The sequence below is a fragment of the Amycolatopsis sp. NPDC101161 genome (genome assembly GCF_044768185.1).
Taxonomy (GTDB): Bacteria; Actinomycetota; Actinomycetes; order Mycobacteriales; family Pseudonocardiaceae; genus Amycolatopsis.
In genome coordinates this window covers 101,372-120,448 of the sequence record NZ_JBIWPI010000009.1, presented here as the reverse complement: position 1 = coordinate 120,448, position 19,077 = coordinate 101,372, and the positions used below count along the sequence as shown (strand labels likewise).

Annotated in this window: 13 protein-coding genes; 3 read left to right on the top strand and 10 right to left on the bottom strand. The window is 71.2% G+C overall.

Annotation, left to right across the window (positions count from 1 at the left end):
* Positions 1–19: 19 nt before the first annotated feature.
* Both ACIRSS_RS49150 and ACIRSS_RS49145 read right to left on the bottom strand, forming a co-directional pair.
* The gene (locus tag ACIRSS_RS49150; RefSeq protein WP_400909148.1) at positions 20–862 is read right to left on the bottom strand and encodes an ESX secretion-associated protein EspG; all 843 of its coding nucleotides are present in this window, start codon (positions 860–862) and stop codon (positions 20–22) included.
* 151 nt (positions 863–1,013) lie between these two features.
* On the bottom strand, positions 1,014–1,928 hold the full coding sequence (locus ACIRSS_RS49145) for a 2-dehydropantoate 2-reductase (RefSeq protein ID WP_400909146.1): 915 nt from the start codon (positions 1,926–1,928) through the stop codon (positions 1,014–1,016).
* A 344-nt stretch (positions 1,929–2,272) separates the two neighbouring features.
* Between ACIRSS_RS49145 and ACIRSS_RS49140 the strand changes: the two genes are divergently transcribed.
* Complete coding sequence (locus ACIRSS_RS49140) at positions 2,273–2,620, top strand: hypothetical protein (RefSeq protein WP_400909143.1); 348 nt, start codon at positions 2,273–2,275, stop codon at positions 2,618–2,620.
* A gap of 794 nt (positions 2,621–3,414) precedes the next feature.
* On the opposite strand, the gene ACIRSS_RS49135 is transcribed toward ACIRSS_RS49140, so the two are convergent.
* From ACIRSS_RS49135 to ACIRSS_RS49110, 6 genes are all read right to left on the bottom strand, one after another.
* Positions 3,415–4,638, bottom strand: coding sequence for a DUF222 domain-containing protein (locus tag ACIRSS_RS49135; RefSeq protein ID WP_400909140.1), 1,224 nt, complete (start codon positions 4,636–4,638; stop codon positions 3,415–3,417).
* Between the two features lie 168 nt (positions 4,639–4,806).
* The gene (locus tag ACIRSS_RS49130; protein WP_400909137.1) at positions 4,807–5,499 is read right to left on the bottom strand and encodes a flavin reductase family protein; all 693 of its coding nucleotides are present in this window, start codon (positions 5,497–5,499) and stop codon (positions 4,807–4,809) included.
* Positions 5,500–5,592: 93 nt separating this feature from the next.
* Complete coding sequence (locus ACIRSS_RS49125) at positions 5,593–6,402, bottom strand: FAD binding domain-containing protein (RefSeq protein WP_400909134.1); 810 nt, start codon at positions 6,400–6,402, stop codon at positions 5,593–5,595.
* A complete protein-coding gene (locus tag ACIRSS_RS49120; RefSeq protein ID WP_400909132.1) occupies positions 6,399–6,869 on the bottom strand; it encodes a (2Fe-2S)-binding protein in 471 nt (156 codons plus the stop codon). The genes ACIRSS_RS49125 and ACIRSS_RS49120 overlap by 4 nt, the downstream gene beginning before the upstream one ends.
* Entirely contained in the window at positions 6,866–9,193 is a 2,328-nt protein-coding gene (locus ACIRSS_RS49115; RefSeq protein ID WP_400909129.1) for a xanthine dehydrogenase family protein molybdopterin-binding subunit, read from the bottom strand. The genes ACIRSS_RS49120 and ACIRSS_RS49115 overlap by 4 nt, the downstream gene beginning before the upstream one ends.
* A gap of 45 nt (positions 9,194–9,238) precedes the next feature.
* A complete protein-coding gene (locus ACIRSS_RS49110) occupies positions 9,239–9,991 on the bottom strand; it encodes a sulfite exporter TauE/SafE family protein (protein WP_400909127.1) in 753 nt (250 codons plus the stop codon).
* Positions 9,992–10,215: 224 nt separating this feature from the next.
* On the opposite strand from ACIRSS_RS49110, the gene ACIRSS_RS49105 reads away from it, so the two are divergent.
* Together ACIRSS_RS49105 and ACIRSS_RS49100 are read left to right on the top strand one after the other, a co-directional pair.
* Positions 10,216–13,266: a discoidin domain-containing protein gene (locus ACIRSS_RS49105; protein ID WP_400909124.1), complete on the top strand. Its 3,051-nt coding sequence runs from the start codon at positions 10,216–10,218 to the stop codon at positions 13,264–13,266.
* Between the two features lie 70 nt (positions 13,267–13,336).
* A complete protein-coding gene (locus tag ACIRSS_RS49100) occupies positions 13,337–14,383 on the top strand; it encodes a LacI family DNA-binding transcriptional regulator (protein WP_400909121.1) in 1,047 nt (348 codons plus the stop codon).
* On the opposite strand, the gene ACIRSS_RS49095 is transcribed toward ACIRSS_RS49100, so the two are convergent.
* Positions 14,326–17,247 (bottom strand): glycoside hydrolase family 3 C-terminal domain-containing protein, encoded by a 2,922-nt coding sequence (locus ACIRSS_RS49095; RefSeq protein ID WP_400909119.1) that lies wholly within the window; start codon positions 17,245–17,247, stop codon positions 14,326–14,328. The genes ACIRSS_RS49100 and ACIRSS_RS49095 overlap by 58 nt on opposite strands.
* Positions 17,244–18,950, bottom strand: coding sequence for a discoidin domain-containing protein (locus tag ACIRSS_RS49090; RefSeq protein WP_400909117.1), 1,707 nt, complete (start codon positions 18,948–18,950; stop codon positions 17,244–17,246). Before ACIRSS_RS49090 ends, ACIRSS_RS49095 begins: the two co-directional genes overlap by 4 nt.
* Between the last annotated feature and the right edge of the window lie 127 nt (positions 18,951–19,077).

Below are 19,077 nucleotides of genomic sequence, written 5' to 3'. Positions count from 1 at the left end.
TGGCCTGTTCCCTTTCCGGTCAGTACACCGCGGCGATGGCGTCGCGGATCGCGCGGGCGAGGTCGGCCCGCCCGGCCGGTACGTACTCGGCTGTCAGCTCGCCGGCGTCGCCGGTCGTGGTGTGCACCAGGTAGCGGCCGTCGGCGGTGTCCAGCCAGCTCAGCGGGTCGCCGGAGAGCCGTTCACCGCGCCGGCTCTGGGCCGTGACGGCGATGTGGCCGCCGCCGAGCCGCGGTTCGGCGAGGACCCGCTCGAGCACGGCGACGTCCGAGGGCTTCGCCGCCGGCGGCCGGCGGCCCGGCCGCACCACGGCCTTGACCTCGATCATGCCGAAGGCGTCGGTCTCTTCTTCGTCGAATTCGGCGTCCGCGATCCGCTTCGCCGTCATGGCCGAGACCTCGCGCCCCGCCGCGCGGTGCACGACGTGCTTGCCGGTCGTCGCGGCCGGGGCGGGCGGCAGGACGCCGGTGACGACCTCGACCAGCTCCTCGTCGGCGAACAGCGAAAACAGCAGCTCGTCGGTGTCCGGGGCCTGGGTGACGCCGAGCGCCTGGGCGCCGTCGGTCACCACGAGCACGGCGACGTCGGCGCCGAGGCCGTCGATCCCGCTGACCGCAACCGAAACGCGTGGCTCGGCCAGCAGCTCGAACGCCGTCCGCACACCCGGGTGCAGTTCGCCCGAAACCGAAAGCCGTCGCTCCTCGAGCGCGTCGTACACCTGGCGCGCGACCCGCACGAACCGCACCGGGTCCGCCGGGAGGTTGCCCGCGCGCAATGGGTAGCGCCGGATGTCGCCACCGGTCGCCTGACCGACGACGAGGGCTTCGACGACCCCGAGGACGAACTCGAACCTGTCCGCCATTTCCCCTCGCTGCATTCGTTCGTCAAACCCTCAAGCAACCTTCCTGCCGAAGGTTAGCAGTGCCCGGGAACCCCGCGTCGGCGCCGCCACGCGGGTGCCCGAAAGACCACGATCCCCGGCCTGTGCGGGCAAAGCGCGGCGGGTGATCACGTCACCCGATGCGGTGCTGGTGAACGCGCAGCTGGAGGGTGACAAGATCCAGTAGCGGCGTCGCAACACCCAGCTCACGGGCACGCGCGGTGAGGTCGCCGAAGATCTGCTCCCCCTCGACCGGGTGACCGCCAAGCAGGTCGCGGTACAGCGAAGATCCCCCCATCGCGGGGTCGGTCACGGTCTTCCGGGTGGCCGCGAGGTCGGCGGCGGGCACGGGGTACCCGGCGGCCGCCGCGACGGCGGCGGCTTCGGCCACGACGGCTTCGGCGAACTCCACGCCCCCGGGGACGGCCACGACGTCGCCGATGGTGCCGCGCATGAGGGTGTTGACCGCGCCGATGGCGGCGATGAACACCCACTTCGCCCACATCGACTCGGTGATCCGCGCGTCGAGGGCGGCGGCGAACCCGGCGTTCGTCAGGGCGGCGTCGACGTCGGCGAGCTTTCCGGGCGCGGGTTCGGTGCGGGCACCGTAGGCCAGGCTCTGCAGCGGGCCGAGCCGCCGGATGGCGCCGTCGTCGTCGATGGTGGTCTGCACCTTGGCGACGCCGCCCAGCACGGCGTCCGGGCCGAAGCGCTTGTCGAGGACGTCGACGTGGGCGAGCCCGTTGAGGAACGGAAGGATCAGCGTGCCGGGGCCGACGGCGGGAGCGAAATCGTCGATGGCCGCGGCCAGGCCGGTCGCCTTGACGGCGAGCAGCACGAGATCGTAGGTCCGGTCGAGCGAGCCGGTCTCGACGAGCGCCGGCTCGAGGACGGTGTCCTCCCCCAGGCCGACGATCCGCAGCCCGCGTTCCCGGAGCAGCTGCGCCCGGGCCGGCCGGACGAGGAAGGTGACGTCGCGGCCCGCTTGCAGAAGCCGTCCGCCGAAGTACCCACCGGTCGCGCCGGCGCCCACCACGAGAATGTCCACAATCCGACGCTACGCCTGCCGCGCGAGTGTCCCAGCGAGTGGGCGGACCACAGCGAAACGACAGGTCGTCCGGGGTGCGCCGCACGTTGGCGGAACATGGGAAGGCGGATCCGCCGGACGCTGGCCGGGCGCGGGCCTGACGGCGGCGGCGCTGACCGACGGTCTCGGTTGCTGCCGCTCCTTCTGCGGTCAGCCCGGTGGCGTCGCGCGGAAGCGAGTGTCGGCGTCCTGCACGACCGCGAGTCGGACAAGGAGCTGGCCACGCTGGATGCGGAAAGCCCGTACTACACGGCCTCGTTGGCGAAGCTCCTGATCGCGATCGACGAGGTGCACCCGGACGGGACATGGCAGCGTTCTGGGAGCGCAACGGGGGCAACGCGATAGTGGCCCGCACGGCGGCGATGATCGGGCTGTCGCACACGACGCCGCCCGCGGACCCGACGCAGTGGGGAATGGCGAAGACGAGCGCGTCGGACGTGGTGGCGACGTACGAGTACTCGCTGGACGTGATCCCGGACGAGGTGGCGGCGCCGTTGCTGGCGGCATTGGCTGGGGCCCGCAACCCGGCGGACGACGAGTGGGACCAGTACTTCGGGATTCCGGACGGCTTGCCGGGGAGGTCTTGGCAGGTCAAGCAGGGGGTGGATGATCTTGCGGAATGCGGTGGTACTGAACACGACGGGGGTAGTTAGTGGGCGGTATGTGGTGGTGTTGCTGACGCAGCAGCCGGCGGTGAGTTCGGCAAAGGGCCAGGCGGCGGTGACCGCAGGGATCGAGAAGTTGGCACCCCTGCTGACCCAACTCGACGCGACGTGACTTGGCAGGTAGGCCAAGGTGGGTTGGCGCCGGGTATCTCGCTGCGAAGGCATGCGCAGGATGGCCCAGCCAGGACGGATGACTCGCAGACGGCTTCGAGGCGACGAGCGAAGCCCACGCGACCGGCCGCACACAACCGGCGGCCGGCGGTGCGCCGCGCTCGGACCCGGAGGACTGGGCCTGGCTTCTGCGGGCGATCGATGGGTCTGCGGGTTCCTCCGGTGCGCTACGGACGAAGGCTCGCCCGGCCCGCGACGGACGCGAGGTCGGAAGGTGGGCAGCGGATGCGGGTTCGCCGAGAAGCCGCTTCCGGTAAGAGGCGCGGCGCGCGCTGCCGACTAACAGCCGCGGACGGAGAGCGGTTGGAGGCTAGACGCACGGAGGGCGCGCTTCCGGGAGTAGGAAGCGCCGGCCGCCGACAGTGCACGGCTGACAGCCGACCGGAAGGGTGGCGACGGAGCAGGTTCACACGCGGAAGCGCGCCTCCGGGGAGGAGGCGAAGCTCGGGCTGCCGATAGTGCGCTACTGACAGCGGACGAGTGATGCGGACCCGGCAGCGGATCGAAAGCCGCGGGTGCTGAGGGTGCGGGTGTGAGATGTGACTGCCGGATGCGCGCGTGGGTGTGGGCCCGTAGCCGGTGGCTGCGGGCCTTTCCCATCTTTGGTTGTCTCAGGCTGCGAATGGCAGCGGTTGGTGCAGGTTGTTGCGTCTGGGTTTTCGGTGTTCGTCCAGGAATGCTGGCGGTAGGAACTCCGGGAGGCCGTCGGCAGCTATGCGGACTTCCCAACCGGAGCGATGTAGCAGCCTGTGGTGGTGGGCGCACATCAGGACCAGGTTGTTCAGGTCGGTTCTCCCGCCTTCGGACCAGTGGTGGATGTGATGGCCCTGGCAATGTCGGGGTGGGCGGTGACAGCCCGGGAAGGCGCAGCCTCGGTCGCGCAGGTACAACGCGCGGCGCAGGCCCGCCGAGATCAGGCGGCGGAGGCGGCCCAGGTTCAGCGGCTCGCTCTTCTCGCCCAGCACCGCTGGGATGATCATGCTGTCGCACGCGTGGATCCTGGCCTCCGCCGCCGTCATCGTGCCCGTGTCGCCCAGGGTTGCCTCGCCCACGCCCGACTTCAGGTCGTTCAGGTGTACCGCGATCATCACGTGGGCTCGCTCGCCCGCCTGCATCGGCAGGGTCGGGGAGTTCAACGCCAGGTCGATCGTGTCGGAGAACGCGTCGCCGTAGCGTTCCTGCGGGGAACGGTGGTCGCCTTCCTCGGAACCTGTGCGGCGTTCGGCTAGCGCGTCGAGCAGGGCGCTGGCTCGGGTTCCCGTCTCGTCGTCGAAACGGCCGTGCAGCTCCCATACTCCGGTTCTTTTGCGGCGTAACGAGAGCTCCCGGCTGGGGACTGCGGGTTCGGTGGTGTCTGGTTCGGGGCCGTCGGGGTCCAGGTGCGCCACGATGCGGGCTCCCAGCGCAGCGACCTGCTTGTGGCCTGCATCCTCGGCCAGGGCCAGCAGATGCTGCTCGGCGTCCTCGCGGTGCTCGGGTGGGATCTGCGTGAGCGCACTGACGATCGTGTCGATCATCGGGTTGCTCAGGCGGCCCTCCGCCGCGGCGGCAGCGGTGGAGGGAGCCACCGCGGGAGCGCTGTCGAGGTGGTGGCCGCGCTGCAAGGCGCGGGCTCGTTTGACCACCGTCTCCGCCGCCGACTTCGGGATGTCCGCCAAGTGCTCAAGAAGACGGGCCACCGAGCGGTAGCCGAAGAGTTCCATCACCCCACGGGACTCGATTTCCACCAACAGCGCACCAATCTCGGCCTCGGCGCTACGCACCACTGTGAGCAGGGTGGAGATGCGATCGGCCAAGGCCATCGCATCCGCCTTCCACACCGCTTCCGTTGCCATACAACAAGGTTACCCGACTTCGAACGCGCGATCATCACACGAACAGGTGTCGAACAGAGCCCGGCAGGGGCACCGTCGCGTGGGGAATCGGCGCTGCCGACCACAGCAAGAAAGCAACCACAAGAAGCGCCGATTTCCCACGCCCCGGCGAAGCCGTATCAGTAAAACTCAACCACGAGACCCGACAACCGAACGAGCCCGTTCGATATCAGGCCCCCGATACAACCGCTCGGGAATCCGAGCCAAAGTAGAAGGATGAACCTGCGAACCAAGACCATAAAGCTTCTGAAAACTCATGATCAAAGGCCGCCAGGCATCCGGATCGATGTGATCAGGACTACCAGGAACCCGAATCGAGTCATGCACGAAAACCCGCTGAACCCGCACCTCAATAGCCACAATCCCCCCACGCTGAGCAGGATCCTCCTCAGCAACCGGATGCACAGCCTCGACAACAGCTTCCATGGCAACCGGACACTCGGCAACCCGAGGCGGCGAAACGGTTTCAGACGGAACAGCGGTCAACCCGGCTCGGGAAAACTTGTCCGCGACATGGAAGTACCCCCGCTTGACCTTCCCAGCCGGAACAGGATCGGAACCGGTGGTCAACGCCAGCCGATCCACCGCGGCGGCCAACGCATCCGAAGGCAGATTCAACACGCACTCACGCGTACGCAACAGGTTCTGAGTAGTCTTGGACCGCGCACCGAGCCCGAGCACGGCACGCCACCCGAGCCAAAACGCCGACGACATCGGCGCGAGATTGGCCGAACCGTCCTCGTTGTCACTGGATATCAACACGACCGGCGTGCCGAAATAGAGGATGCCGGGCTCGATGGGCGTGTGCGTAGAAGTCTTCACGCCCTCGATCCTGCCCAACGCGCAAATGCCAAGCTGGCGGGAATCGGCCGTCGCGATCACCGGCGCCGCGAAGGGCGCCGGTGATCGACGACGTCAGCTTGCCGACGTCAGCGCACGCCGCGTGAGCACCCGCGCCAAGTGGCGGCGGTACTCCGCCGTCGCGTGGGGCTCGTCCGGTGGGTTCGTGTCCGACGCCGCCAGCGCGGCCGCCGCGGCGATGGACTCCCCCGCCGCCAACGCCGACTCCGTGGCCGTCGCCCGCAATGGGACTCCGCCCATGTTGACCAGCCCGACCCGGCCGCCGACGACCGCGACCCCGACCATCGCCCAGTCGATCGCGCGGCGGGTGAACTTCTCGAAGCCCCAGCCCAGGCCCGTCTGACGCGGCAGCCGAACCTCGATCAGCAACTCCGTCGGCTCCAGCGGCGTCGTGAACGGGCCCAGGAAGAACTCGGACGCCGGGATCCGGCGCTCACCCGAAGGGCCGCGCGCGACCAAGACCGCGTCCGACGCCAGGATCGCCGCCGGCAGGTCCGCCGCCGAGTCCGCGTGCACCAGGGAGCCGCCGATCGTGCCGCGGTGGCGGACCTGGCGGTCGCCCACCGAAGCCGACACGTGCGCCAGCAGGGGCGCGTGCTCCAGAAGCACCGGGTCCCGCGAAAGGTCGCTGTAGCGGGACAACGCGCCGATCACGACGTCGTCGCCGTCGAGGCGGACGTACCGCAGCTCGTCGACCGGGCCGATGTCGACCAGGTACTCCGGGGCCGCCAGCCGCAGCTTCATCAGCGGCAGCAGGGAATGGCCGCCCGCCAGGACCTTCGCGTCGTCTCCGTGAGAAGCGAGCAGACCCAGCGCCTCGTCCACTGTGGACGCTCGCTGGTACTCGAACGCAGCCGGGATCACCGGTCCACCTCCTGGCCGGACGCGTCGATCACGGCGCTGACGATGTTGTGGTACCCCGTGCAGCGGCAGAGGTTGCCCTCTAGCCCGGCCCGTACTTCGTCACGCGTCGGCTTCGGGTTGTCCGCCAGCAGCGACACCGACGCCATGATCATGCCCGGCGTGCAGAACCCGCACTGCAGGCCGTGCTGCTCGCGGAACGCGCGCTGCACCGGGTGCAGCCCACCGTCAGAAGAGGACAGTCCCTCGACCGTCGTGACGGCGTGGCCGTCGGCCTGCGCGGCGAGCACCGTGCAGGACTTGACCGACTCGCCGTCGAGCAGCACCGTGCAGGCGCCGCACGACGTCGTGTCGCAGCCGATGTTCGTGCCGGTCAGCCCGGCGTTGTCGCGCAGGAAGTGCACCAGCAGCGTCCGGTCCGGCACCTCCTCGGCCACCGGGCGCCCGTTGACCTCGATCGAAACCTTCACCGCGCGCTTCCCTTCCCAGCTGTATCAACCGGGGCTTCGCCCCGGGCCGGGGGCTCCGCCACCCGGAACCCCCGAAACGCAGCCTCTTCAAGTGCGGCCCAGACCCGGATCGGGGTCGTGGGCATGTCCAGGTGCTTCACACCGCGGGACGAAAGCGCGTCCACCACGGCGTTGTGCACCGCGGGCGTCGAGCCGATCGTCGCGGCCTCGCCGATCCCCTTGACGCCCAGCAGGTTCCGGTCGGTCGGGGTGGCCATGTCGACCAGCTCGAAGTCCGGCAGCTCGACGGCGGTGATGAACGAGTAGTCCGCCAGCGTCGCGGTCGTCGGGTTGCCGTCTTCGTCGTAGGTGACGACCTCCATGAGCGCCTGCGCGGCGCCCTGGCCGAGCCCGCCGTGACGCTGGCCGCGGAAGGTCAGCGGGTTGACGATCGGGCCGGCGTCGTCGACGGCGACGATGCGCCGCAGCTCGACCTTGCCGGTCTCGGTGTCGACCTCGACCACGGCGAGGTGCGCGCCGAACGGGAACGTCGGCTTGCCGCCGCCGAACCAGACGTCGGCGGTGAGCTTGCCGCCGCCGGCCGTCTCGGCGACCTGCGCCCAGCTGAGCACCGTGCTCGACGGCGCGCCGCGGACCTGCCAGACGCCGCGCTCGACGTCCAGCTCGAGGTCCTCCGGCGCGGCTTCGAGCAGTTCGGCGGCCAGTTCGCGGGCCTGCGCGATGACCTCGTCGGCGGCCTGGCGGATCGCCGAGCCGCCGAGCTGCAGCGACCGGGAGCCGAACGTGCCGACGGCCTTCGGCACCTCGTCGGTGTCCCCGTGGCGAACGGTGATCTTGTCCAGCGGCACGCCGAGCTGGTCGGACAGGAGCATCGCCAGCGACGTCCCGAGGCCCTGGCCGTGCGGGGAGCTGCCGGTCCAGGCGACGACCGAGCCGTCCGGGTGGATGTCGACGCGGCCGCTCTCGCCGCCCGCGTCACCGCCGGTGATCTCGACGTAGGCGGCGATCCCGAGGCCGAGCTCGACGTGGTCGCCCGCCTCGCGGCGGCGTTTCTGCTCGGCGCGCAGCTCGGCGTACCCGGCGGTCTCGAGGACCTTGTCCAGCGCCGCCGCGTACTCGCCCGTGTCGTAGGACGCGCCGGTCGGCGTCTGGTACGGGAACTCGTCGGGCCGGATGAAGTTGACCCGGCGGACCTCGCCCGGGTCCAGCCCGATCTCGGCCGCGAACACGTCCATGGCGCGTTCGACCGCGGCCGTCGCCTCCGGGCGGCCCGCACCGCGGTAGGCCGCGATCGGGGTCGTGTTCGTGACGACCGCGCGGCTGCGCGTCTCCACCTTCGGGAACCGGTAGACGCCGACCGCCATCAGCTCGGTCAGCGTCGGGAGGAACAGCGTCCGCGGGTAGGCGCCGGCGTCCTGGACGACGTCGAGGCGGTACGCGAGGACGGTGCCGTCGCGCTTGCCGCCGATGGTCACCGTGTTCTGCTGCGCGCGCCCGTGCGTCATCGAGGTGAGGTTCTCGCTGCGCGACTCGACCCAGCGCACGGGCCGGCCGATCTCCTTGGCGGCCCAGCCGAGAACCGTCACCTCGGGATCCGCGCCGATCTTCGCGCCGAAGCCGCCGCCGACGTCCGGCGCGACCACGCGGACGTTCTCCTCGCCGACACCGAGGCTCATGTCCACCTGCATGCGGGCGATCTGGGCGTTCTGCGTGGAAAGCCAGAGCGTCAGGCGGCCGTCCTCGCCCCAGGCGCACGACGCGCCGCGGACCTCGAGGGGCGCGGGCGCGACGCGCTGGTTCACGATCGCCTGCGTGACGACGACGTCGCAGCCGTCGAAGATCGACTCGTCGAACTCCTCCGCGCCGTTGACCTGCATGACGTTGCTGCCCTTGTCGGGGTACAGCAGCGTCTCGCCGGCCAGCGCCGCGTCGATGCTCGCGACGGCGTCGAGGGGGTCGTAGTCGATGTCGACCAGCTCGGCCGCGTCGGCCAGCTGGTAGCGCTCCTCGGTGACGACGAGCGCGACCGGCTCGCCGACGTAGCGCACCACGCCGTCGGCCAGCCACGGCTCCTTCACCGGGCCCGCGTCGTGCGGATCGAGGCCGAGGTCGGCGGCGGTGAACACGCCGAGCACCCCCGGCGCCGCCTTCGCCTCGCTGACGTCAATGCTTTCGATCCGCGCGTGCGCGACCGGACTGCGCACGAACACCGCATGCGCGGCGCCGGAAAGCGCTTCCTCCCGCAGATCGTCCACGTAGGTGCCGCCCGCGGTGATCAGGTTCTGATCCTCCTGGCGGACCACCCTGGTCCCGACAATGCTCATCTGGTCTCCTGCTCGCCGATACCCCGCCGATCATGCCCTGTCGTTTCAGGAGAACGCCAGCACCACGGCGAGTCCGAGCCCGGCGATGCCGATCCCGATGCGCAACGGCGTCGCCGGGAGCCGGCGGACGAGGTTCGAGCCCAGCCACGAGCCGGCGAGGGAACCGAGGCAGACGGCGAGCGCGGCGGTCCACACGACCTTGCCGGTGAAGGCGAAGACGACCGCGGCGAGGAGGTTCGCCGAGCCGGTGACCAGGTTCTTCGCGGCGTTCGTCCGGGCCAGCGGCTGGCTCCAGACGGAGACGAGCAGCGCGAGCATGAGCACCCCGGCGGCGGCGCCGAAGTAGCCGCCGTAGACGCCGATGAGGAACGCGGCCACGCCGGTGGCGGGGCTGAGGCCGTGGTGTTCGGCGCCTTCGGCCAGCCGGCGCAGCCGGGGCCCGGCGATGAGGACGATCGACGCGCCGCCGATCAGCCACGGGACGATGGTGGTGAAGGCGTCGGACGGCGTGAGGAGCAGGACGAGGCCGCCGCACGCCCCGCCGACGGTGGTGATGACGCAGAGCGGGATGATTTTCCGCCGCTGACCGGCGAGTTCGGGGCGCGCCCCGGCGGCAGCGCCGGCGGTGGTGCCGAGCATCGCGACGGTGTTGGTGACGTTCGCCGTGACGGGCGGGAGCCCGGCGGCGAGCAGGGCGGGGTAGGAGACGAGGGACGCCAGCCCGGCGGTGGCTCCGGTCAGGCCGGCTCCGACGCCGGCCAGGACGAGCAGGAGGAAGGTGCCGACGCTGGTGATCACGTTGTCATCTCAACACGGCGGGCGCGGCGGGCCGCGGTGAGCTTGCTCCCACCCGGCGCCACGACCCAGCGAGGCGACGCGGCCAAGTCGAGCAGTATAGGTCGTTATACGAATTACTCGGGCCTTGTCCGAAACCGGACGGGATCCGCCGCCGGGCTTGCCCCGCCGCCGCGAGCCGACACAGAATCCGCGCTGACAAGGTTGTCAACACCACGGAGGACGGCATGGGCGGCGGGCTGAACCGGCGGAAGGCCCTCCTGGGCGCGGGCGGCGTCGCGGCCCTGCTGGCGTCGGGACTGCTGCCGGGCGTCGCGGCGGCCGAAGTGACCGGGAGTGCCGCGAGCCCGACGCCCCAGGGACCGCCGGACCCCGTCGCCGCGACCTACCTGCGTGTCCTGCTGCGGCACACCCGGTGGGCCGAGCAGCAGTTCGACCGAGTCGCCGGGATCTACCCCGCGAAGGACTTCACCTTCGCCGTCGTCCTCGGCAACGCCCTCCTCCTCACCCGCGACGGCTACGACGCCGCCATCGCCGGCATCGAAAAAGACCAGCTCAAAGCCCACACCCTCGCCACCATCAAGCACTTCGCCGCGTCGAACCTGCTCACCGGCGGCACCGAATGGGGCCGGAAACTGTTCTTCGACACGACGTTCCAGTCGTACTTCCTGCTCGCCGCGCGTCTACTGTGGACGGACCTCGACGACGCCACCCGGCAGAACGTCGAGCGCATCACCACCGGGCAAGCCGCCTACACCACCGCCCTCGGCACGAACGACGACCCGGCCTCCGGTGGCTGGACCCCCAACGGCCTCGAGGGCGGCTTCCAGGGCGACACCAAACTCGAAGAAATGGGCGTCTACGCGCAATCACTCGCGCCCGCCCTCGCCTGGGCACCGAACGACCCACGAGCGAACGACTGGCGAGCGGCCTTCGGCACCTGGAGCCGCAACGAAGGCGGGCTGCCCGCCGCCGACCTCGCCAACCCGCGGCTCGTCGACGGCCGGCCCATCAGCGCGAACACCGCCACCAACCTCTACGACACCTTCCTCGTCGAGAACCACGGCTCCTTCGGCCCGCACTACCAGGAAGAGCTCTGGCGCACCTCCGGCCGCAACTCGATGCACTTCCTCGCCGCCGGCACGCCGCTGCCCGAGGTCCTCACCGCCCAGCCGAACGGCGAGCTCCTCTGGCGCACCATGCTGCTCATGACCAGCGACGCCGGCGAGCCGCTGATGCCGATGGTCGCCGACCGGGAACACCTCTACGGCCGGGACGTCGTCCCGCTCGCCTTCCGCGCCCAGGTCCTCGGCGACCGCCACGCCGCCTACGCCGAGGCGCAGCTGGCCGCCCGGCTCGAGCCCTACCAGGCCTACGCGCCCGCCGACCGGATCACGAAGTTCTCCGGCGAGCCCAAGTACGAGCCGGAAGCCCGGGCCGAACTCGCCATCAGCTACCTCCTGCACGAGTGGCGGGCCGGGCAAGGTCCGGTCACCCCGGTGAGCAAGCAGGAGTTCGACGCCCACGCCGCCGGGGCCGCCGACTTCGGGACCGGGCCCGGGTTGCTCGCGCACCGCTCCCCCGCCGCCTGGGCGGCCACCGTCACCAAGCCCGGCTTCGTCAAGTTCGCCTGGCAGCCGCACCACGACGACTGGCTCTTCGTCCTCGGCGGCGCGAACCCGATGCTGCTGCCGGCCACGAACATCGCCGTGCAGGAACGCCACGCGACCACCTACGCGAAGGTCCGCGACGGCTTCGACGGCACCGTCGGCGTCCTCCGCTTCGACACCGGGTACGCCGCCTTCGCCACCCTCCCGACCGGCGCCGCCGTGTACGCCAGCACCGGCGTCGCCGAGGGCGAAGGCGTCCTGAACGTCTACAACCTCGTCATGCCGGGCGTCCCGGGCCTCGACGGCGATCGCACCTACACCGCCGCCGAAGGTTCCGTGACGATCAAGGCGCAGGCCCCGGCCACCGGCGCCCGCACCGACGACCTGGTGTTCGCCCCGGTCACCGCCCGGTACGTCCGCATGCTCGGCGTCCAGCCGGACCCGCAGTACGGCTACTCCCTCTGGGCCTTCGAAGTCAGCGACGGCGACGGCCCCGACCTCGCGCGCACCGGAACCGCGTCGGCGTCCTCGGCGAGCCCGGGCAAGGAAGCCAAGTACGCCAACGACGGCGACGCCACGACGCGCTGGGCAGTGTCCACATCGGACCGGCCGCGGGCGGACAGCTGGCTCGCCGTCGACCTCGGCGCGCCGCGGACCGTCGACCGTGTCCGGCTGAGCTGGGAAGCGGCCGCCGGACGCAAGTACCGCGTCGAAACCTCGCAAGACGGCCTGACCTGGACGACGGCGGCAACCTACCCGGTGCCCGCGCTCAGCAGCACCAAGGGCCGGCTGGACATCGACGGCCGCGCCGGGATCACCGTCGCCGGCCCGAACCCGCTGACGGTCACCGGCGACCGCGTCACGCTCTCCGACGGCCCGGCCGCCCCGTTCGTCGCCGAGCTGCGTCCCGGCCCGGCGCAGGCGTCCGGCCGGGTCCCGTCCGGCGCCGCCGCGGTCGAAGCCACCGTCACGGACGGGTTCCTCGTGCTGCTCAACCTCTCCGGCGCCGCGGCGAGCGGCACGGCGGTCCTCCCCGCGGAAAAAGGAGAGAACCGGCTGTACCGCGGCGAGCAGACCGTCACCCGGACCGGCACAGAGATCTCCTACGCACTGGCCGCGGCGGAAGGCCGGATCGAACCGCCGTGGTTCACCGTGCGCGGCCCCGTCGGTTTGAAGGCGGTCGTCCGCGACGCGAGCCGGGTCGACCTCACCGCACCCGCCGGGCTGCTGCCCGTGCTCGTCACGGTGACGCCGGACGGCGGTCGCGCCCGGCCGGTGCTGCTGCCGCCGCGCCGGACCGTGCCGGTCGTCTTCGGCGACGTCCGCCCCTACCCGCTGCCCGACCGCGCGCTCGGGCGGACCACCTTCCCCGCCGAACCGCTGCCGCCGGGGATGTCCAGCCCCGCCGCGGCCGTCGACGACGACCCGGCGACGGCGTGGCGGCCGGGCCCCGACGGGCGGATGGTCGTCGATCTCGGGGCGGTGACGGCGGTTTCCGCGGTCGAACTGGCCTGGACCCGCGGCCGCGTGCCCGCCGCGACCGTCGAAACCAGCGTCGACGGCGTCACCTACGCGACCGCGGACACCGGGCCGGCCCGGTACGTGGCCGTCCGGACGCGCTGGCGGAGCGGCGACGCGAGCCTTTCGCGGCTGTCTGTCCGGACTTGATCGATCTCGCACCGTTCGCGGTGGGTCCCGGGGCGAGTACCTTGGCAGCACAGGGCCCCCGGGAGGACGGATGCGCGTCACGATCGCCGAGGTCGCCCGCCGGGCGCGGGTGAGCAAGACGACCGTGTCGAGGGTGCTCAACAACAAGGCCGATGTGGACGCGGCGACCGCGATCCGGGTGCGCGAGGTGATCGCGGCGACCGGGTACATCCCGAGCGCCGGCGCGGTCGGGCTGGCCCGCGGGGTGACGCGCACGGTCGGGATGCTGGTGCCGGGGCTGACCTGGCCGTGGATGGGCGAAGTGCTGCAGGGCGTCGCCGACGTCGTGGAGGCCAAGGGCTACGGCCTGCTGCTGTCGACGGCCAACCGCGGCGCGGACTCCCTCGACGAGTTCTCCCGCCAGGTGTCGGCGAAGGCGTTCGACGGGCTGCTGCTCGTCGAACCGCCGGACGCCGTGCGGCACCTGCGCGTGCTGCACGACTCCGGGCTGCCGGTGGTGGTGATCGACGACCGCGGCCGGCGGCCCGCGTTCCCGTCGGTGGGCACGGACAACCGGCAGGGCGGCGCGGCCGCGGCCCGGCACCTCCTCGACACCGGCCGCACGCGGTTCGCCACCGTCACCGGGCCGCGCGACTTCGGCTGCACCACCGATCGCCTCAACGGTTTCAACGACGTCGTGCGCGAAGCCGGACTGACGCTGGACCCGCGTCTGATCATCGAAGGCGACTTCACGAGCGAAAGCGGCGAGGCCGCGATCCTGCAGCTGCTCGCCACCGGCCCCGAGTTCGACGCCGTCTTCGCGCACAACGACCTCACGGCGGCCGGGGTGCTGGCCGGCCTCCGGAAGTCCGGGCGCGCGGTGCCGGGGGACGTCGCCGTGGTCGGGTTCGACGACATCCCCCTCGCCGCGCACACCCAGCCGGCGCTGACGACGATCCGCCAGCCCCTGCGCGAAATGGGCGAGACGGCGGCCCGGCAGCTGCTCGCCCGGCTGGGTGGGGCACCCCAGCCGGACGAGCCGCTGATCGTCCCGACGTCCCTGGTGATCCGCGAATCGACTCAGGTGACGGTCAGCGCCGCCGACAGCGGGACGTTGCGCGAGGAATCACCGAGGTAGACGCGGTACTGGCCCGCGTTGGTCGTCCACGACCCGGTCCAGTGCGCGAGGTCCCGCGGGGTGAGCGGGAACGACACCGTCTGGCTCTGTCCCGGGTTGAGCTGGACCTTTTTGAACCCCTTCAGTTGTTTGGGCGGCTCGCCGTTGCCGGCGGGCTGCCCGACGTAGAGCTGGACGACGTCGGCGCCCGCGCGGGTGCCGGTGTTGGTCACCGTGGCCGTCACGGTCGCGGTGCCGTTCGTACCCTGTGGGGTGACGACCAGGTTCGAGAACCCGAACGTCGTGTACGACAGGCCGAAGCCGAACGGGAACAGCGGGTCGAGGTTCCGGCTGTCGTACCACCGGTATCCGACGTTGAGCCCTTCGGAGTACTCGATCCGGTCGTTCGCGCCCGGGAACTGCTGGACGCTCGCCGTCGGCAGGTCCGCGAGCTGCTTCGGGAAGCTGATCGGCAGCTTGCCCGAGGGGTTGACGTCGCCGTAGAGCAGCGACGCGAGCGCGTTCCCGTTCTCCTGGCCCGGGTACCAGCCCTCGATCACCGCGGCCGCCTTGGCCAGCCACGGCATGGTGACGGCCGACCCGGTGTTGAGCACGACGATCGTGCGCGGGTTGGCCGAGGCCACCGCGTCGATCAGGTCGTTCTGCTGGTTCTGCAGGTCGATCGTGTCGAGGTCCTGGGTTTCGGACTCGCCGTAGCTGGCGAACACGATCGCGACGTCCGCGGTGCGGGCCGCCGCGACCGCCGCCGGGATGTTCGGTGTCTGGACGTGCTCGCCGGCGCCGTCCACATAGGACACCGTGACGCCGGAGCCGGCCCGGGCCTTGATGCCGTTGATCGGGTTCACCGATGCCGGCGACGGGTTGACCTTGGCGCTGCCGCCGCCGATGTTCTGCGGGTCGATCCCGTCGCCGCCGGACAACGCGATCGACTTCGTCGACGTCGTCAAAGGCAGGACGCCGGTGTTCTTCAGCAGCACCGACCCGGCCGCCGCGACGTCCCGCGCGGTCGTCACGTTGGCCGCGTTGGTCACCACCGACGCCGGTGTCCCCCGCCGGGCGCGATCGAAGACGCCGAACTTGAACATCTGCGTCAGCACCCGGCGGACCATGTCGTCGACGCGCGCCTGCGTGACTTCACCGCGCGAGACGGCGTCGAGCAGGCCCTGACCGAAGAACGCGCCGCCGGGCATCTCCATGTCGAGCCCGCCGTTGGCCAGCTGCCGGGCCCCGCCGGTCGCCGAGCCCCAGTCGGAGCCGACGAACCCGCCCCAGGCGGCGTCCTGCTTGATCGCCGTGGTGAGCACGCCGCTGTTCTGGCACGCCGGGACGCCGTTGATCTGGTTGTAGGCGCACATCATCGACGCGACCTGGCCCTGGCTCGCCACCTGCTGGAACGCCGGCAGGTACAGCTCGTGCAGCGTCCGGTCGTCGATGATGACGTTGTCCGACGGCGTCCCGCGCGACGCCCCAGCCTCGACGTTGTAGGCGGCCGCGTGCTTGGCCTGCGCCATCACGCCCTGGCTCTGGATGCCCTGGATCGTCGAGGTCCCGGCCGCGCCGGCGAGGTACGGGTCCTCGCTGTAGGTTTCGAAGTTGCGACCCCAGCGCGGGTCGCGGACCAGGTTGATCGTCGGGCCGAGGGCGATGTCGACGCCCTTGCCCGCGAACTCGGCACCCATGGCGCTGCCGTACCGGTTCATCAGGCCGGTGTCCCAGGTCGCGGCGGCCGAGACCGGTGCCGGGAACTGGGTGACGCCGTCGAGGCCGTCGCCGACCCCGGCCGGGCCGTCCTGCAGGCCGAGCGCCGGGATGCACAGCTCCGGCACCGCGTCGGTGTTGCCGATGTACGGCCCGGTCGCGCCGTTGCCGTGCAGCACCTTCACCTTCTGCTGGGCCGTCATCACGGCCATCAGCTGGGTGACGCGGTCGGCGACCGGCGCGGTGGACCCCACCCACGGGCAGCCACCGGGATTGGTCGGCGTGGTCGTCGGTGGGGCGCTGTCGGACGTGTGGACGGCGAACTCCCACAGCGACACACCCCACTGCGTTGCCCGGGCCGTCGCGTTCATCCGGACATAGCGAGCGGTCCCCGACACGGCCGGGTGCTCGGTACCGCCTGCCCCGGTCACGGTCGCCGCCGTCGTCCACGACGAACCGTCGGCGGACAGCTGGATCGTGTACGCGCTCGCGTACGCCGCCTCCCACGTCAGGTCCACGCCGCAGACCGGGCGCGCACTGCCCAGGTCGACCTGGATCCACTGCGGATCCGCGGCCAGGCTCGACCAGCGCGTCCCGCCGTCGCCGTCGAACGCCGCCGAAGCCGGGAAGGCGTCGGACTGGACGCTGGAGGCCGTCGCCGGTTGCCGCAGCGCCGCGTTCGCGCTGCCGCACGCCTGGGCCGAACCATCACCGAACACCTGGAACTCCCACAGCGACACGCCCCACTGGGTGGCCCGCTGGGTCGTCGTCAGGCGGACGTACCGGCCGGTGCCGGACACCGGCAGCGTCTGCGTGCCGCCGGTGCCCGTCGTCGTCGAGTACACAGTGGACCACTGGGTTCCGTCGGCCGACGCCTGGAGCGTGAACGCCTTGGCGTAGGCCGCTTCCCACTGGAGCACGACCTGGTTGAGCGTGTGGGACGCCCCGAGGTCGACCTGCAGCGTCTGCGGGTCGGCCGCCAGGCTCGACCACCGGGTGCCCGGATCGCCGTCGACCGCGGCCGACGCCGGGAACGCGGCGTTTTCGGTCGACGACGCGGTCACGGCGTGCCCCTGCGAGAGCAGCGCCGGGGCCGCCTGGGCGGTGAACAGCGGCACGGTGAGCAGGCCCACCGCGACCACGGCGCCGAGGGCCAGCCGCTTCACTGGTACACCCGCACGTAGTCGATCACCATGTCCTGCGGCAGCACGGTCCCCGCTCCCGGCGGGCCGGGGAAGTCGCCGCCGATGGCGTTGTTGAGGATCAGGAAGAACGGGTGGTCGTACACCCACGGCCCGCGCGTGCTCTCGACCGTGTCGCGGTTGATCGTTTCGAACGCGTTGCCGTCGACGTAGAAGGTCATGTGCGACGCGTCCCAGTCGAGACCGAACTTGTGGAAGCCGGCCGAGACGTCCTGGCCGAGGTCGAACGGCGCGCCGATGCCACCGGCGCCGTTGTACGCGGGCGCGTGGATTGTCGAGTAAGCCAGGTTCGGCGACTTGCCGACGTGCTCCATGATGTCGATCTCGCCGCAGTTCGGCCACGGTGTGCCGCTGAAGAAGTTCGCGCCCAGCAGCCAGAACGCGGGCCAGAGCCCCTGCGTGCCGGACACCTTGATGTTCGCCTCGACGTGGCCGTAGGTGAAGCTGAACTTGCCCGCGGTGTTGATCCGGCCGGACGTGTACTGGCAGGTGCCGCTGCCGCTGACCGGGTCGACCGGGCAGGCGCTGCCCGGGGTGGCTTCGCGGCGGACCTGGATGACGAGGTTGCCGTGGCCGTCCTGCTTGGCGTTGTTGTTGTTCGTGTAGTACTCGAGCTCGTTGTTGACGCCGGGGCCGGTCTCGGCGGTCCACTTGCTCGCGTCCGGGGCCGCGCCCGCGGCGCCGTTGAACTCGTCGCTCCAGACCAGCGTGCCCGGGAAGTGCGGGGCCGGCGGGGCGGGCGGCGGCTGCGTCGGGTTGCCGCCGGTGCCGTAGACGTCGAAGCCCCACAGCGAGTAGCCGTAGCCGTTGGAGCGGGCGGTGCCGTACATCCGGACGTACCGGCCGGAACCGTTGACGGTCAGCGTCTCCTTGAAGCCCTTGCCGGTGGTGGTCGAGTAGATCGAGGTCCAGTTCGCGTTGTCGTTCGACACCTGGATCTGGTAGGCGACGGCGTAGGCCGGGTCCCACTGCAGGACGACCTGGTGGATCGCGGCAGGCGCGCCGAGGTCGACGGTGATCCAGCCCGGGTCGACCCAGCCGGTGGTCGCGCTGGTCGCCCAGCGCGTGGCCGGGTCGTGGTCGAACGCCTTGGCCGGGACGCAGCCGGGGCACGCGCCGTCGTCCTGGTAGGAGGACGCCGTGCCGGGCTTGCCGTAGGACAGCAGGACGTCACCGGGCTGGGTGGTGCCGCCTCCGCCGTAGACCTGGAACTCCCACAGCGAGTAGCCGTACTGCGTGGCGCGCTGGGTGCCGGTCAGCCGGACGTACCGGCCGCTGCCGGTGACGGGCAGCGTCTGGTTGCCGCCGGTCGCGGTGGTGGTCGAGTAGAGGGTGCTCCAGGTGGCGCCGTCGGCGGACGCCTGGATCGTGAACGCCTTGGCGTAGGCCGCTTCCCAGTTCAGCACGACCTGGGACAGCTGCTGGGTGGAGCCGAGGTCGACCTGGAGGTACTGCGGGTCGCTGAACGCGCTGGACCAGCGGGTACCGGGGTCGCCGTCGACGGCGGCGGACGCGGGGAACGCGGCGGACTCGGTCGAGGACGCCGTCACCGGACGGTCTTGGGAGAGCAGGACGGGCGCGGCCTGCGCCACCGGCGCGGTGAGCAGGGCGGCCAGGGTCAGGGCGAGGACGGCGAGAACCCGGATCCTCGGCATGCGGCGTTGCATGGGCACCTCCACGGCGAACCGGCGCCGGGACGGCCTTGCCCCGGCGCGGATCGGCTCACGTGGTCTTCGACGCGGGTGTGGGGCCCGGCCGTCGGCACGCTCTTAGTTCAGGATATAAATAAAGAGC